17 protein-coding genes are annotated in these 14,727 nt (G+C 36.4%); 14 read left to right on the top strand and 3 right to left on the bottom strand.

The window, feature by feature from the left end:
• The first annotated feature begins 24 nt into the window (after positions 1-24).
• Positions 25-801 (top strand): DUF4241 domain-containing protein, encoded by a 777-nt coding sequence (locus QF044_RS21225; protein WP_307271760.1) that lies wholly within the window; start codon positions 25-27, stop codon positions 799-801.
• A gap of 1 nt (position 802) precedes the next feature.
• Complete coding sequence (locus QF044_RS21230) at positions 803-1,504, top strand: SMUG2 DNA glycosylase family protein (protein WP_307271763.1); 702 nt, start codon at positions 803-805, stop codon at positions 1,502-1,504.
• A gap of 64 nt (positions 1,505-1,568) precedes the next feature.
• Here QF044_RS21230 and QF044_RS21235 read toward each other — a convergent pair whose 3' ends face one another.
• Entirely contained in the window at positions 1,569-2,390 is an 822-nt protein-coding gene (locus QF044_RS21235; RefSeq protein ID WP_307271765.1) for a T9SS type A sorting domain-containing protein, read from the bottom strand.
• A gap of 29 nt (positions 2,391-2,419) precedes the next feature.
• Complete coding sequence (locus tag QF044_RS21240; RefSeq protein WP_307271767.1) at positions 2,420-2,968, bottom strand: phage tail protein; 549 nt, start codon at positions 2,966-2,968, stop codon at positions 2,420-2,422.
• A 306-nt stretch (positions 2,969-3,274) separates the two neighbouring features.
• On the opposite strand from QF044_RS21240, the gene QF044_RS21245 reads away from it, so the two are divergent.
• From QF044_RS21245 to QF044_RS21255, 3 genes are all read left to right on the top strand, one after another.
• Positions 3,275-4,039 carry an enoyl-CoA hydratase/isomerase family protein gene (locus tag QF044_RS21245; protein WP_307271769.1) on the top strand — a complete coding sequence of 255 codons (765 nt, stop codon included), beginning with the start codon at positions 3,275-3,277 and terminating at the stop codon, positions 4,037-4,039.
• A gap of 241 nt (positions 4,040-4,280) precedes the next feature.
• Entirely contained in the window at positions 4,281-7,250 is a 2,970-nt protein-coding gene (locus QF044_RS21250) for a SusC/RagA family TonB-linked outer membrane protein (RefSeq protein WP_307271772.1), read from the top strand.
• Positions 7,251-7,260: 10 nt separating this feature from the next.
• Complete coding sequence (locus QF044_RS21255; protein WP_307271775.1) at positions 7,261-8,766, top strand: RagB/SusD family nutrient uptake outer membrane protein; 1,506 nt, start codon at positions 7,261-7,263, stop codon at positions 8,764-8,766.
• 76 nt (positions 8,767-8,842) lie between these two features.
• On the opposite strand, the gene QF044_RS21260 is transcribed toward QF044_RS21255, so the two are convergent.
• Entirely contained in the window at positions 8,843-9,358 is a 516-nt protein-coding gene (locus QF044_RS21260; protein WP_307271777.1) for a bile acid:sodium symporter, read from the bottom strand.
• A gap of 135 nt (positions 9,359-9,493) precedes the next feature.
• Here QF044_RS21260 and QF044_RS21265 point away from each other — a divergent pair, with 135 nt between their 5' ends.
• The 9 genes from QF044_RS21265 (at position 9,494) to QF044_RS21305 (ending at position 14,561) form a co-directional block, all read left to right on the top strand.
• Entirely contained in the window at positions 9,494-10,111 is a 618-nt protein-coding gene (locus tag QF044_RS21265; protein ID WP_307271780.1) for a hypothetical protein, read from the top strand.
• A 60-nt stretch (positions 10,112-10,171) separates the two neighbouring features.
• On the top strand, positions 10,172-10,462 hold the full coding sequence (locus QF044_RS21270) for a transcriptional regulator (protein WP_307271781.1): 291 nt from the start codon (positions 10,172-10,174) through the stop codon (positions 10,460-10,462).
• Positions 10,463-10,528: 66 nt separating this feature from the next.
• The gene (locus QF044_RS21275; protein WP_307271783.1) at positions 10,529-10,819 is read left to right on the top strand and encodes a hypothetical protein; all 291 of its coding nucleotides are present in this window, start codon (positions 10,529-10,531) and stop codon (positions 10,817-10,819) included.
• Between the two features lie 139 nt (positions 10,820-10,958).
• Positions 10,959-11,252 carry a hypothetical protein gene (locus QF044_RS21280; RefSeq protein WP_307271786.1) on the top strand — a complete coding sequence of 98 codons (294 nt, stop codon included), beginning with the start codon at positions 10,959-10,961 and terminating at the stop codon, positions 11,250-11,252.
• A gap of 9 nt (positions 11,253-11,261) precedes the next feature.
• Positions 11,262-11,747: a Coq4 family protein gene (locus QF044_RS21285; RefSeq protein ID WP_307271787.1), complete on the top strand. Its 486-nt coding sequence runs from the start codon at positions 11,262-11,264 to the stop codon at positions 11,745-11,747.
• Positions 11,748-11,756: 9 nt separating this feature from the next.
• Positions 11,757-12,053, top strand: a complete 297-nt coding sequence (locus QF044_RS21290; RefSeq protein ID WP_307271789.1) for a hypothetical protein — start codon at positions 11,757-11,759, stop codon at positions 12,051-12,053.
• 27 nt (positions 12,054-12,080) lie between these two features.
• The gene (locus tag QF044_RS21295; protein WP_307271792.1) at positions 12,081-13,454 is read left to right on the top strand and encodes a DUF4173 domain-containing protein; all 1,374 of its coding nucleotides are present in this window, start codon (positions 12,081-12,083) and stop codon (positions 13,452-13,454) included.
• Between the two features lie 5 nt (positions 13,455-13,459).
• Complete coding sequence (locus QF044_RS21300) at positions 13,460-13,999, top strand: hypothetical protein (RefSeq protein WP_307271795.1); 540 nt, start codon at positions 13,460-13,462, stop codon at positions 13,997-13,999.
• Positions 14,000-14,048: 49 nt separating this feature from the next.
• On the top strand, positions 14,049-14,561 hold the full coding sequence (locus tag QF044_RS21305) for a hypothetical protein (RefSeq protein WP_307271797.1): 513 nt from the start codon (positions 14,049-14,051) through the stop codon (positions 14,559-14,561).
• Positions 14,562-14,727 lie beyond the last annotated feature (166 nt).

A 14,727-nucleotide genomic window follows, 5' to 3' on the forward strand; every position in this document is an offset into this window, starting at 1 on the left:
TAAAACAAATCAAAAGACAAAACAATGAACGAAAGCTGGATGCAAAAATGGGAAGAGGTAAAAGATATTCTTACCTGTCCTACAGATTTGGAAACTTATTTTACTTCAGATGAAATTCTGGAACAAAAACTGGAAGTAATGAAAATTGGAAATGTTTCTCTTCCTTCCGGAAAAGTGGTGGTGAGAGATCCATTGGTTTCTCTTAATGCCAATCAATCACCTTATTTTATTCAGGCCCCAAAGGGAAATTTCCCTGTCACCATTGCTGTGGTAAAATCTGAAGACTGGGGAGACAGATATGCCGTTGTAAAAGTTGAATTTACCAAAGAAAAACCTGTTGTTTACAGAGAAGCGCTCATCGGAATTGAAGAGTTGGAGGATATAACGGAAGACGATTTTTTTGGTTTCGGAGTGGATGCTGGTTTAGGCTGTATTACTGATGCAGAAGTACTTCCTTTTGTAGACCAATTTGTAGATGAAAAAGATTTCGACAATATTTACGATGATTATTTTTCCGGACTTTTTGCACAAAGCTATAAAGACAATCCTAACAATCAGAGAGAAGCCGGAGATTGGATCAATTGGACTGTTCCGGGTACCAATTATCAGATTCCAATGTTTGCAAGTGGTTTTGGGGACGGAGGCTATCCTGTTTACTTTGCTTATGATACCAACGGAGAAATTTGTGGCTTATATATTCAATTTATTGATATTGAATTGGTTTTAAGTGAAGAAGGGGACGAGGAAGATTATAAAGATGATGATGATCAACCTGAAAATTTTATTTTTCTGAAAAACTAATATGGATAAAACTTTTGCGGATAAAGTCATTCAGTTTAATGAAAATCTAGAATATACTGGGGAACTTCCTGAAGCGTTTCAGGCATTGAACCCGTATCTGGACAATCCGGAAACCATGACTGTCATGCAGGAATTTTATCACAAATATTATAATGATCAGAACCGGAGGAAATTCATCATCGGCATTAATCCCAGCCGGCATGGAGCAGGAGTAACGGGTGTTCCGTTTACCGATACCAAAAGGCTGGAGGCTGTCTGCGGGATTAAAATGCAGTCAGCCCGGACCCATGAAGTTTCCTCGGTTTTCATGTACGATATGATCGCCGAATATGGTGGTGCAGAAGAATTTTACAAAGATATTTACATCAATTCACCATTTCCGCTGGCCATTGTCAGAAAAACAAAAACAGGCTGGCTGAACGCCAATTATTATGATGATAAAAAACTCTTTGAGGCCGTAAAAGATTTTATGATTGATTCCTTGAAAAAGCATCTCAGTCTAGGGGTCGATACTTCAGAGGTTTTTGTTCTCGGCAAAAAGAATTCAGTATTTATTTCGGCATTGAATAAAGAAGCTCATTTGTTCGATAAAATGACCGTTCTTGAGCATCCAAGATATATCCAACAATACAAAACAAAAGAAAAACAGCTCTATATTGACAAATATATTTTAGCACTGAAAAACAAAAAATCCCCTGAATAATCAAGGGATTTCTCATTTATGCATTTAGAATCTTTTTTTGCGTACAAAATCGCTTATGAAAATTTTATTTCTTGATAATTTTGGAAGATCCCGACGATGTCTTTAAGATGTAAACACCATTCGGAAGTTCCGAGATATCTGTCTGATTGGCTCCTTTTTTCATTTCAATATTTTTCAGAAGTTTACCATCCTGGCTGTAAATTTCAGCCTGGGTAGGGCTTTCCGTTGTAATAGAAAGAGGTCCGCTGGTAGGATTAGGATAAATACTCATTCTTTTTTGTGGAGTTGCAGCGTCATTCGTTGCCAATACAATACCTGTATCTTTTACCCAGGTAAATGAATCCACACCTACATAGGTATAGGCTCCGCCTGAAGTGATTCGAAGTTCATCAATAACAATGTTCGAATAGTTTTGCCCATTCAGATTTGTTAAATCAATTAAAGTATATCCATTGGTTGCACCAAGAGATGTAACAAAACCTGTCGTCTTGGTTTGAGTAAATTTAGTTACTCCAGATAATTTTCCGGTTACGGTAAGATTTCCGACAACATTTTGATTTAATGCATTATTAGAAAGAAATATCCAAAATCGATTGACTTTAAATAAGTTGGATGTGCTCTTAATACTAAAAGAAGCATCTGTGGCAACAGAACCGGAATTATCAATATACCTGTTATCATTAGCTGTCCCATTCCAGCCCGTTCCCGGGTAATTTGCCTGAATGTCAAATGTTGATACATAGGAAATGATATTAAAAATCACTCCGTTATCTGTGAAACTTGGACTCCCGTTGGATTCAGTTTCAAATTGTTCCGTACTGGTCTGTCCAAAAGAAAATAAAGATATGAGCAGACTACAGATGGTTAAAAAAATAGATCTTTTCATGATTTAGGTTTTAAAATAGATTGTTTTTTTTAGTCACGTGAAGGATAAATTCCCGCTACGCAAATGATATAATTAAGCCCTAAGTAAGGCGGCATGTTGTTTACCGGAAGATTTTGTCCCGTATAGCTGATAGATCTCGCATTGATTGCAGTATCAGGATCTGCCTGTACGAAACTTGGTACCGCTGTGAAATCTCTTCCAACCTGGTTTCCAGTAATAGCAATAGAAGTGTTAGCTGATGGGGCTGCTACTGTAGCGTTTGCATTTGCAACTTTTAACTGAAATCCTGCTCCGATACTCGGTAGATTCTGTTGAAGCAATGTATTCTGATCTGTTCCTGCTGCCACACCTAAAGGATAGTATTTATTGGCATTCATATTCCCGGATCCTAACGCCATGCGCCCAATCAAATTAGGTAAGGCAAAAGTAGTAACGCCGTCGCCACCATATGTAGTTCCCAATAATGAAAATAATGCTGAGTTTTGAGCGATGCTTAATAATCTTCCATCGCAGAACATCCAGTTTTTAGGTGCAAAATTTCCTGCAAATAATTGTACGGTCGCCATGTATTCTTCCATGATAATAGTTTTTCAGTTGTTAAATTTTCTTACTCTGTTAAAGGCTTTTCAGATTCCGCCTGTGATTGTTAGTTTTTATTAAGCCAAAGGAACAATATATAGAAAGGCAGTACTAGAGTAGAAAATACCAAATTGAGGAGTCCGTATTTCTACGTAATGTATATTTACTTTCATTGATGGACAAAGGATTTACAATAAAAAAGGATACAGATATTTTAGGATTTTTTTAATAGATAATTTATGCCTTGTAATTTTCTCCGGAACAGAGGTATTTAGTATTTTTGTAAGAATCCAATAAAAATAAAAATGAACGAATTCGTAGCATCAGAAATTAAAAATAATATTGCCGAAATCACTTTCGGAACCCCAAAAAGCAATTCACTTCCCGGTATCATTTTAGAGAAACTGGCTCAGACCATCCTGGATGAGGGTGCTAAAGAAGAAGTAAAAGCTATTTTAGTAAAAAGTGACGGTGAAAAAGCGTTCTGCGCAGGAGCAAGTTTCGATGAGCTTTTAGCTATTGAAGAGCTTGAAGCCTCTACGAAATTTTTCGGTGGATTTGCAAAAGTTCTGAATGCTATGAGAAACTGCGGTAAAATAGTCGTAGTAAGAGTTCAGGGAAAAACAACCGGTGGAGGAGTAGGAATTGCCTGTGGTGCAGATTACTGTTTTGCTACAAAAGATTCTGCTTTAGCACTTACGGAGATCAATTTAGGAATCGGACCATTCGTGATCGGGCCTTATGTGGAAAGAAAGATTGGGAAATCACAGTTCTCTGCAATGGCTATTGATGCAGACTTCAGATCCGCAGAGTGGGCAGAGCAGCATAACATCTATCATTCTGTATCAGAGAATATTGAAGAAATGGATTCCAGATTAGACAAATTTATGCAGACATTAGCTTCCAGAAGCAGTGAAGCATTGGCATTGATCAAAAAAGTTTCCTGGGAAGGAACAGATCATTTCAGTGAACTGATGCCGGCAAGAATTCATATGAGTGCCAGTTTGATCCTTGAAGATTCTGCCAAGAAAAATATTGAATCCATTAAACAAAGACTGAGAGCGAAATAAACTTCAGATTCTTTAATCCATATATAACCGCTGATTGTTTTAGCGGTTTTTTTTATTTAAAATTTAAAAAACTCTATAATTTTTGTTTTGTATTTATTGAACTATTATTAAAATTATTAATTAATCTATTATTTGACATTAAATATTTATATTAATTATACAATTGTAATTAAATTAACTTAATTTATAAAATCTTAACGTTTATTAATATATATTTGCGTTATTGTTAAAATGTGTTAATATGAAATTACAATTATCGTTATTGACAGCTGTGCTCTTTTTTGCAGGTGGACAGACTGTTGCAGCTCAAAAAGCTAAACGCGACACTACTCAGGAAGAACATAAAATAGATGAGGTGATCGTTGTAGCCTATGGTAGCCAAAAAAAAGAAACATTAGTAGGCTCTAATACAGAAGTAAAGGCAAAACAATTTGCAGACCGTCCTATTTCAAGTATTGGGCAGGCTATCGACGGTGCCAGTGCCGGCGTTAAGGTAAGCACAGGAACCGGCCAGCCAGGCAGTTCACCCAGCATCCAGATCAGAGGTATTGGCTCTTATGGCATTACGACAGCACCTTTATATGTAGTAGATGGAACAGTTTATACAGGCTCACTTGCTGCAATTAATCCTAATGATATTGCTTCGTTCAATATTTTAAAAGATGCTGCCTCCACATCACTTTATGGTTCGGCTGCAGCTAACGGTGTTATTCTTATCACTACTAAATCAGGAAGGAAGGGCAAAGATTCTTTTAATTTTGGCATGAGTACCGGATATGTGGGAAGATCTATTCCTGAATATGATAGGGTAAATGTTCATCAATACTATCCGCTTATCTGGGAAGCTATCAGAAATGGAAGATTTGCATCTAACCCGGCATTAGGGCTCGCTGCTGCTAATAATTATGCTTCTATAGTTTTGGTTTCTGGAAACACGGCATTTGGACCAGGGGTTCTAAAAACAAATGTATTTGACGTTGATCCTCATCAATTAGTTATTGATGGGGTGTTAAATCCAAACGCTAAACTGAAATATACAGATTTAGATTGGCAGGGGCCTTTAATTAATACAGGTTTCAGGCAGAATTATGAACTCAACTATAGTGGAGGGAGCAATACAACCTCTTATTTTACTTCTGTAGGATATACAAACGAAACGGGATATCTTATAAAGTCTGATTTTGAAAGATTTACAGCTAGGTTGAAAGTTGATTCTCAGGTTAAAAGCTGGCTTAAACTTGGGACAAGTATCAGTGGTGTTTCTTCCAATGGAAACAATTCTGTTGATGGGGTAGATAATAATTCGTCCTACATCAATCCATACAGGTGGACAAGAACAATGGGGCCTATTTATAGCCCTTATGCTCATGATCTCAATACATTTGCTACTCTTTATGATGGTGCCGGAAATGTGATATACGATCCGGGAAGTTTAAGAGGAGCTGACGCAGCTGCAGGAAGAAATGTGATCCAAGAGACTCTTCTCAATAAAGATATTTCAAAAAACTATTATATTATTTCAAGGGCATATGCCGAAATCAAGGTTGACCCTTATCTTACATTATCCACTAATGTTGGGTATGATATAAGAAATAACCGACGAAGCACATATGGAAACAGAATCATTGGTGATTCAGCACCTGCTGGAGCAGCAGAGAAAATAAGTTTTTCTGAGCAGACATTAACCTGGAACCAGCTCTTAAACTACAAAAGAAAATTCGGTAACCATAATTTTGAGTATTTATTAGGACATGAAAATTATAAGTTCACTTATGAATATCTATATGGCTATAAAAAAGGACAGGTTGTAGATGATAATGATGAGCTGATCAACTTTGTAACACCATCAACGCTTACTTCTCAAACAGACAATTACAGGAAAGAGGGAGTTTTTTCTAGACTGAATTATGACTATAATTCTAAATATATGCTTTCCGGATCTATCCGTTGGGACGGTTCATCCAGATTTAGTAAAGATGTAAGGTGGGATTCTTTTTGGTCTGTTGGGGCAGGGTGGAGAATTAAAGGAGAAGAATTTTTAAAAGATTCTAATCTGATCAGTGATTTAAAACTTCGTGGTTCTTACGGAGAAGTAGGAAATGACAGAACAGACAGTTACTACATGTACAAAAGTACTTATAGTCTAGGCTATAATAATGCTCAGGAACCTGGAATTCTGTTTGGATTCTTAGCGGATCCTACAATTACATGGGAAACCAATAAGCAGACTGATGTTGGAGTTGATTTTGGATTTTTTAATAACAGAATTTCAGGTTCTGTAGAGTACTATAATAGAGTTACAGAAGATTTAATTTTCCCTGTACCTCTTCCGGTTTCTTCTGGTGTTCCAAACAATAATATCAGTAGAAATGTAGGGACCATGTACAATCGGGGATTTGAGTTCAGTATTAATGCTGATGTTATTAAAAATGAAAACTTTACATGGAATATCAATGCAAATGCTTCAACATTAAAGAATGAGGTTACAGAGCTTTCTAACGGAATAAAAGAAATTATTAACGGAAGCAAAAAAATTTCGGTGGGACATTCTGTATATGATTACTGGTTGAGACAGTGGTACGGTGTTGATCCTGCAGATGGTGCACCATTATTTTTGGTATCCGACGATTATGCAGGTACAACGGCCTCTGATATTAGAACAGTTAATGGAACTCTTGTTACAACCAACTTTAATAAAGCGAAGTATGACTATTCAGGTACCGCAATTCCAAATTTATTTGGGAGTTTTGGAACTGCAATTACCTATAAACAATGGGCACTGTCAGCAATGTTTACCTACCAGTTAGGAGGCAAAACATATGATACTAATTATGCAACATTAATGTCAAGCTATTCTCAGGGAGGAGCGTTAAGTACTGATATTTTAAACAGATGGACTACTCCAGGACAGATTACCGATACCCCTGCGTTGAATTCATCTACTTACACCAGTTCAAATGCAGCTTCTTCAAGATGGTTGGTAAGTTCTGATTTTATCACTTTTAGACAGGCTGCCTTGAGCTATAGTTTCAGTCCTGAAACTTTATCTCAGCTTGGAATATCAGGATTGAAGATCCTTGTGTCCGGTGAAAATTTATGGAGTAAAACAGCAAGAAAAGGTCTGGAACCAGCTCAAGCTTTCAACGGAACTACATCTAATAGATATACTCCAGCCAGAATAGTTACCATTGGATTTAATATATCATTTTAAAATTTTAATTATGAAAAATATAAAAAAACAATATGTAAAATGGGCTGTTATTTTTTCGGTCTTTACTGTACTATTTTCATGTAAAAGTGATTACCTTGAAACAGATCCCACCACTGCTGTCTCTGAGGACGCTGCCTACGCAAGTGCTACTAATCTTATGGCGGTTATTAATGGAATGCATAGGGACATGTATTACAGGCAGAATGATAGCCAGGGGCAGAACGGTCAGGGAGGTATCATGATTATGATGGATGCTATAGGGGAAGATCTTGTGTTTCCTTCTACAGGGAATGGCTGGTATATTTCAACCGTCAGATGGCAGGATCAGGTGAATGAAAGCAGTTTGTATGTTTTTTATCCGTACCAGTTTTATTATGCCCTTATCAGAAATGCCAATTTAGTGATTGCCAACGGACCTTCAGTTCCAGTTGCTAATGCTGCAGATGCCAATACGGTAAAGCTCGCAATTGGTGAAGCTCATGCATTCAGAGCATTCTGTTATTATATGCTGGTTCAGATTTATGGTAAAAGATATGTTCCGGGTACTGTGAACAGTCAGCTTGGAGTTCCTATCAGACTGGAGGCTAACGAAATTCCTCTGGCAAGAAATACCGTTGAAGATGTTTATACACAAATCAATAATGATCTTAATGAAGCTTCCACAAGACTTGCCGGAAGTAAAAGACTAACAAAGTCTCATTTTGATGATAAGGTGATTCTTGGATTGAGAGCCAGGATTGCTCTTACACAGGGGAATTATGCTGTTGCCGCTGCATCTGCTAAATTAGCCAGAACTGATTATCCTCTGATGGATAATACAGCTTATACAGCCGGATTTAATAATCTGGCAGGAAACAGCGAATGGATCTGGGGTGCTACTATCATTGCAGATCAGGGCGAAACATTCTCGAATTTCGGAGCGTATATGTCAAGAAATTTTAATTCCACCAATATACGTCAGGCACCAAAAGCGATTAACAGTAAATTATTTCTGATGTTTCCTACGACAGATGTGAGAACTAAAAACTTTGATCCTTCGGGAGCACATACTTCTCTGGCTTTGCCTTCTACTTATTCTAAATTTGCATATACCAGCCAAAAGTTTCTTTCTGCCAGTTTTGCAGACAGTAGAGTAGATCTTCCTTATATGCGTGCTGCAGAAATGTATCTTATAGAGGCGGAAGCTTTAGCCAGATTAGGAAATGAAACAGACTCAAAGACCGTATTTAACCTACTCGCTAAAAACAGAAATATTGGCTATGCCGGAGCCAGCACGACAGGGACTGCCTATATCAATGAAATTCTTAACAGCAGAAGGCTCGAATTATGGGGTGAAGGATTTAGACTCTTAGACCTGAAAAGACTAAATCAGGGGCTGGACAGAACTGGTGCCAATCATTCGTCTGTGGTTACGAATAATCTGATGACCGTTCCGAATACCGATCCACGCTGGGAATTCCTTATTCCAAGAAATGAAATCAATGCCAATCCACTCATTGTTCAAAACCCATTGTAACATTCAATTTTTAATATATTTTTATGAGAATCCTGTTTTATGCAGGGTTCTTTTTTTTATTCCCAAACAATTAGTTTCATAGCTTATCAAGAGAAAGAATTTCCTTACTGTACTTCAGATAAGTTACCATCACTTTTGTTCCTAATTCATATTGATAATAAACAGTTTTTTCAACAGGAAGCATTATTTTTTCACCTTTGTGCCGTCCGGCAAAGGTCATCATGTATTCATCATTTTCAGTTTTGTGCCGGGAAATAACCATACTACTCAACCTGTTTTTTCCATTTTCGAGATCTTTTTTCCATCTTCCCTTAAAATATTGATATAAAAGCCAATGAACTAGGGCGAAAAATAAATATAACGCGACCGCACCACCAAAAAATAAAATATAATGATAGTATTTGAAATTTTTGAATTCATTTTGTAGGAAGAAAGCGGCCATAAGCATTACGATAATAATAACAGCAATGACTGCACCTGAAAAATCTTTGAAAAAGTCTTTTTTATGGTCGGCTATCTTGTTGATCTCTTCCTCATTCAATGGAATGTTTTCTTGGAGGAATATTTGAGAATAGTCAATTAGTTTTGTCATAATAAGTTAATTAAAGTTTTAACTATCATATATCCTTAAAGTTAATAAAAAAACACCAGCTGCTTGATCAAAAATTTTAAAAAATATTTTGCAGATTAAAAATAAATTATAACTTTGTAATTCAAAGTTCTTTTTATGGATTCTAAAAATTATCACGAAGACTTATCCCATATCCGTTCCATGATGGAACGGTCTTCCAGATTTATTTCATTGAGCGGACTGTCAGGAGTTTTTGCCGGGCTGGCTGCACTGATTGGTGCAGGCTATGTGTATTTTGTTTTCCAGCGTGAGGGAATTGATTATTTTGATGGGAACAGGAATTTTTTCGGTCCTGCATTAATTAAGGAAATTGTGCTTATTGGAACTATCATTTTACTTACAGCTGTACTCAGTGGATATTTTTTCACGGCCAATAAAAGCAAAAAGAAAGGCCTGAAGATCTGGGATGCCACAACCAAGCGTCTGCTTGCAACTTTCGCTGTCCCTTTGGTAACGGGCGGAATTTTCTGCCTTGCTCTTCTTTTCCATCACCTTTTTGTATGGATTGCTCCGGCTACGTTGATATTTTATGGAATAGCCCTCGTAAGTGCTGAAAGATATACTTTGACGGATATCAAATACTTAGGGTATTGTCAAATTGTTCTGGGGCTGGTTTCTCTGTTTTTTCTAGGCTGGGGACTTGTTTTTTGGGCGATTGGATTTGGTGTTTTACATATCGTGTATGGGCTGATCATGCATAAAAAATATAAATAAAGATTAAATTTGCAGGATTGTAAGGTAGCCTTTTAAGTAACCTGTATTCATTTCCTCATTATGATTAAAATAAATCAACTCAACAAAGAATTCGAAAGCCGTGTAAGATTGGGTATCATGTCCGTTCTTATGGTCAACGACTGGGTTGATTTTTCTGAAATGAAGTCGCTTTTGGATATTACAGACGGTAACCTGGCAAGCCATAGCAACGCTTTAGAAAAAGCCGGCTATATTGAAGTGAAAAAAGAATTTGTAGGAAAGAAGCCAAAAACTTCTTACCGTGTGACACAGAACGGGAGAACTGCTTTTAATGAACATTTAGATGGACTTGAAAAATTATTGGGAAGATAAAAGGGATATTTTTTTGAAAATTTACTTTGAATTACAAAGTACTTTATAATATTAAAATTGAATAAAATGATGACACAAAAACAAAAAACACTCACAATTTATGCTCTTCCATTGGTTCTGCTGTGTATTCCATTGATGGGGAACATAATTTCTAAGGAGATTAATTGGTCCGCTTCAGATTTTCTAATCGCAGGGATTTTACTCTTTAGCACTGCATTTCTAATCAATTTAGTGAGAAGCAAAATCAAAAAACAAAGTCATAGAATCTTGATCTGCGTTTTCGTATTGATCGTTCTTGCATTGATCTGGATCGAATTGGCAGTTGGGATTTTCGGAAGCCAATTCGCTGGAAGTTAAACACTGATTACCACTTCAAATAATGCAGAATTTCTGAAAAATGCTTTACCACAATTGCGTCATGGACATTCTTTGAATGTATGATGGGTACGTCTTGAAATCACTCCTTTTACTTTAACACAAGCTAAATATTATATTTATGAAAGATCATGAAATTATAAATTTTGGAAAATATCTTTTCGGACTCTTCTTTGTCCTTGGAAATATCTGCCTTTTCGGCTATTTAATAACAAAAAATAGTGCTTTTGCCATCGGAGGTTATATGCTTTTAATTTTCGGAACCTTTATCAACTTGCTTCTCGTCATAGGACTATTGATTTATGGAATTGCCAATCAGTCTAAACTTAATGCTTGCCTAAAAGCCATCGGTATGCTAATGATCAATATTCCCATGGCTGTTCTTTATGCTTTTATAGGGCTTAATCTAAATTAATAATACATTATGAAAAAAATGCGCGTTCAATTTCTGCTTTTTATCTACGATAAAACGCAAAAACTCTACAGGACCTATTTTAAAAAGAAAAAAAGACAGTGGCAGTTCAATGAGAAACAGCTGTTGGAGTTTCAGGAAGATTCTCTGGGTAGAAAACTGGGTGAGTTCTATAAAAAACACGGATTTTCTATGATCCCTAAAATGGAAAATCACGATGTACATCACCTGATCACAGGATGTGGGACTCAGTTTGAAGATGAGATCGCTATGCAGTATCTCCTTCTCGGAAACGGGAAACTTAATGCCCATCTCCTTGCGGCAGTAGTACTGGGAACAGTTATTCTGCCTGAATATATGAAATTGTATATCAAAGCATATAGAAAAGGACAGAGCATGAGACCTTTCTACCAATGGGATTTTGAAAGCCTGCTGTGGCAGAATTTCGATCATCTTAAAGATTATATCCGGCAAAAAGAAACAGAGGTATTGTTTTAATCAAAGATCATGAAAAAACTGAAGTACAGTAAAATTGGAAGAAATACTTTTCTGGTTTCGTTCTTAGCCGGAACACTTCTTCTGATAAGTTACGTTGTAAGCAGAGCTGATTTTCTGATCATATCTGGTTTTTATTTTCTAATCACTGCAGTAGTGATCAATCTGCTTGTTTTGCTCTATGAACTTTTAGAATTTCTCACTGACGTTTCAGATAGGAAAGCTTCCGGAAATTCCGCGCTGCTGCTTATGCTTAATATCCCTGTTACCCTGCTTTATCTTTTCATCGTCTATCGCATGAATATTTAAATTTCTCAATCTCTTAATTATCAAATTATGAAAACACATCATTATATATTCCTTACAACCGCTTTGTTTGTTATCCTGTTTTATGATCAGGACATGGGCATGAATCTTGGGATCCTAGGTATTATCTATGCCTTGCTGACTCTGTTCAAAACTCCGGAGAAAAACAAGACAAAAACTCTGTTGATACTTTTTGTTACAAGCATCCTGTCAAGTTTAGCTTTTATCTGGTACGGGGATTTTGCTTCTTTTCTGGCGGTTGTAAGTTCCCTGCTTCTTTTTTCTTACAGATCCAGGAACCGGAAGCTTAAAATCCTTTTTCTGATTCCTGTTTTTGCTATCAACAGTTTTACCTTTATTTTCAGGTTTTTCAGCTTTGACAAATGGCTGCCTAAAAAAAATGTTTCCGGGGTATGGCAGAAAACATTAGCCTTTATTATCATTCCTTTAGTGTTTATATCTCTGTTTTTTGGAATCTATTCTGTGGGAAGTAATCACTTTGCTTCCCTTTTCAAGGATTATGAGCTTGATATCAATTTGTGGCAGCTTTTGTGTGTCTCAGTTCTGGGCTTTTTTGTGGCATTCAATTACTGGAACTATGCTGTTGAGAAATTCATTTACAAAAATAATAGTCTGCTTAATGATGATTTTGAAGAACAATTTAAAACTCCAAAGTCAACCTATTCCTTTCTTGATCTCAATTCAGAAAGGGCAAGCGGCGTTATTTCTTTCATTTGCCTGAATATTTTGCTCATGTTTTTTATTATCACCTACAATTATGAACAGTTTTATGAAGTTGCAAAAACTCCGGTTCAGCTTTCGGAAGAAACCCACGAAAGAATAAATGCGGTTATTATATCAATCATCATGGCAGTTTTGGTGATTATGTTTTACTTCAAATCCGGTTTCAATTTTGATCCCAAAGCAAAGCTGATGAAAATTCTTACTAAAATCTGGATCATTTTGAATGGCATTCTTGTTATTTCTGCAGCATTAAAAAACTATGAATATATCGTAAGTTTTGGGTTTACCTATAAAAGACTGGGGGTGATGGCTTTCTTGTTGTTAGCACTTATTGGGCTGACTCTTACTTTTATTAAAATTCAACGGAAAAAAAGAAATGCGTTCCTGTTCAATATGATGATCTGGTATTTTTATGGAACAATTTTGGCTTGCAGTTATGTCAACTGGGGCGGAATTATTACTTCCCAGAATATGAAACGTAAAGATTTTGTTGTGAAGTATCACCTCGAGCAGATCAACTTTAACGAAAGAGGATTACTTCAGTATGCAAAGGACAAAAATGATCCCCAGCTTAAAAAAAGAGCCATAGAAAAAATGGAAGATAAAAGATCAAGGCCTTTTCTCTCAAAAATTCTTTACTATGAAACATTAAAAGAATAATTATTATGAAAAAATCCTTATTGTTAATCCCTTTGATTATTATTTCATGTAAAAAAGAACCGAGCGTAACAGAAACTCCAAGCAAGGATTCTGCTGTGGTTACAGAAATGCCGGATTCTGCCGTAAAAGCAGATTCTGCTGCTCTTAGAAAGAAAGATTCAATCATTAACAATGCTCCCGTCACCAAAGAAGTACTGCGCAAAGGGGTAATGAGAAGCGAAAAAGAGGGGCAGATCATAAGAACAGCAGATGCATCCCAGCTCCCTTTCACATTGGGAGAAGAATTTACAAAAGACGGTCAGGAACTCGTTTTAAAACTGACCCATTACGACAAACCGACTATTAAAGCCAAAATCTCAACCAATCAAAAAGACTTTAATATCAGATTCAACCAGATCAGGCTTCCCAATGGAGACTACGACGGACCTTTCGGAAGAGAAATTACTTATGAAACCAAAGGAAATGGCGAAGTATGGCTTATTATCGGTAAAAGTAATATGGCTTCCGGAAATACGAAAGGAAGTTTTAATGTAAGTGTAGACTAAGTTTATCGATTTGGTATAATTTCTGCAAACTAATCCTAAAGTTTAAATTATGAAAAATATATTTTTAATGACAGCGGCGGTTGCAACAGTAGTAGTAAGCTGTGGAACCGTACAGTCGCTTGTTCAGAATACATTCCCTTATACCGCCAGTGTTTTGGTCTCTACCGGAGTGCCTGCAGATAAAGAAGTTTCTTCTACTTCTACCGCCACCAATGTGCAAACCTGGTTTGGAGGAAATAATAATGCTAAAATTAAAGATGTCAGAATTTCTGATGCTAAAATTTCCGTAGTGTCTCCATCGGGAGGTAATTTAAGTGCCGTTAAATCTGTAAAGGTATATGTTTCATCTAATGGTACTGGTGAAAAGCTTGTAGCATCACGTTCCAATATAACTACAGACTCTTCCAGCTTAAATCTGGATCTGAATGATACCGGATATCTGGATGAGGTGGTAAAAAGTTCAGGACTTACCGTAAGGACTGTTTATGAACTGAAAAATCAGACCACTTCGGATATGAACCTTAAAATTGCACTTAATTTTAACAGTGTACCTGCAAACTAGTTTATCAACAAATTGTATAAGAACGTCTTTCAAATAACTGAAAGACGTTTTTTATTAAGTTCTAACTTTGTGAATTTCTCAATCACTCTGCGTTGACCTTCATTGATGATGATGATATACTGTCCAGGTGAGCACTGCAAAATATTGATCTTCATCCGCTGAAACT

The organism is Chryseobacterium sp. W4I1 (genome assembly GCF_030816115.1).
Lineage (GTDB): Bacteria > Bacteroidota > Bacteroidia > Flavobacteriales > Weeksellaceae > Chryseobacterium.

Bases quoted from the DNA above. Each gene is read 5' to 3' on its own strand.
- QF044_RS21225 (WP_307271760.1), top strand. From the start codon at position 25: ATGAACGAAAGCTGGATGCAAAAATGGGAAGAGGTAAAAGATATTCTT.
- QF044_RS21230 (WP_307271763.1), top strand. From the start codon at position 803: ATGGATAAAACTTTTGCGGATAAAGTCATTCAGTTTAATGAAAATCTA.
- QF044_RS21235 (WP_307271765.1), bottom strand. From the start codon at position 2,390: ATGAAAAGATCTATTTTTTTAACCATCTGTAGTCTGCTCATATCTTTA.
- QF044_RS21240 (WP_307271767.1), bottom strand. From the start codon at position 2,968: ATGGAAGAATACATGGCGACCGTACAATTATTTGCAGGAAATTTTGCA.
- QF044_RS21245 (WP_307271769.1), top strand. From the start codon at position 3,275: ATGAACGAATTCGTAGCATCAGAAATTAAAAATAATATTGCCGAAATC.
- QF044_RS21250 (WP_307271772.1), top strand. From the start codon at position 4,281: ATGAAATTACAATTATCGTTATTGACAGCTGTGCTCTTTTTTGCAGGT.
- QF044_RS21255 (WP_307271775.1), top strand. From the start codon at position 7,261: ATGAAAAATATAAAAAAACAATATGTAAAATGGGCTGTTATTTTTTCG.
- QF044_RS21260 (WP_307271777.1), bottom strand. From the start codon at position 9,358: ATGACAAAACTAATTGACTATTCTCAAATATTCCTCCAAGAAAACATT.
- QF044_RS21265 (WP_307271780.1), top strand. From the start codon at position 9,494: ATGGATTCTAAAAATTATCACGAAGACTTATCCCATATCCGTTCCATG.
- QF044_RS21270 (WP_307271781.1), top strand. From the start codon at position 10,172: ATGATTAAAATAAATCAACTCAACAAAGAATTCGAAAGCCGTGTAAGA.
- QF044_RS21275 (WP_307271783.1), top strand. From the start codon at position 10,529: ATGATGACACAAAAACAAAAAACACTCACAATTTATGCTCTTCCATTG.
- QF044_RS21280 (WP_307271786.1), top strand. From the start codon at position 10,959: ATGAAAGATCATGAAATTATAAATTTTGGAAAATATCTTTTCGGACTC.
- QF044_RS21285 (WP_307271787.1), top strand. From the start codon at position 11,262: ATGAAAAAAATGCGCGTTCAATTTCTGCTTTTTATCTACGATAAAACG.
- QF044_RS21290 (WP_307271789.1), top strand. From the start codon at position 11,757: ATGAAAAAACTGAAGTACAGTAAAATTGGAAGAAATACTTTTCTGGTT.
- QF044_RS21295 (WP_307271792.1), top strand. From the start codon at position 12,081: ATGAAAACACATCATTATATATTCCTTACAACCGCTTTGTTTGTTATC.
- QF044_RS21300 (WP_307271795.1), top strand. From the start codon at position 13,460: ATGAAAAAATCCTTATTGTTAATCCCTTTGATTATTATTTCATGTAAA.
- QF044_RS21305 (WP_307271797.1), top strand. From the start codon at position 14,049: ATGAAAAATATATTTTTAATGACAGCGGCGGTTGCAACAGTAGTAGTA.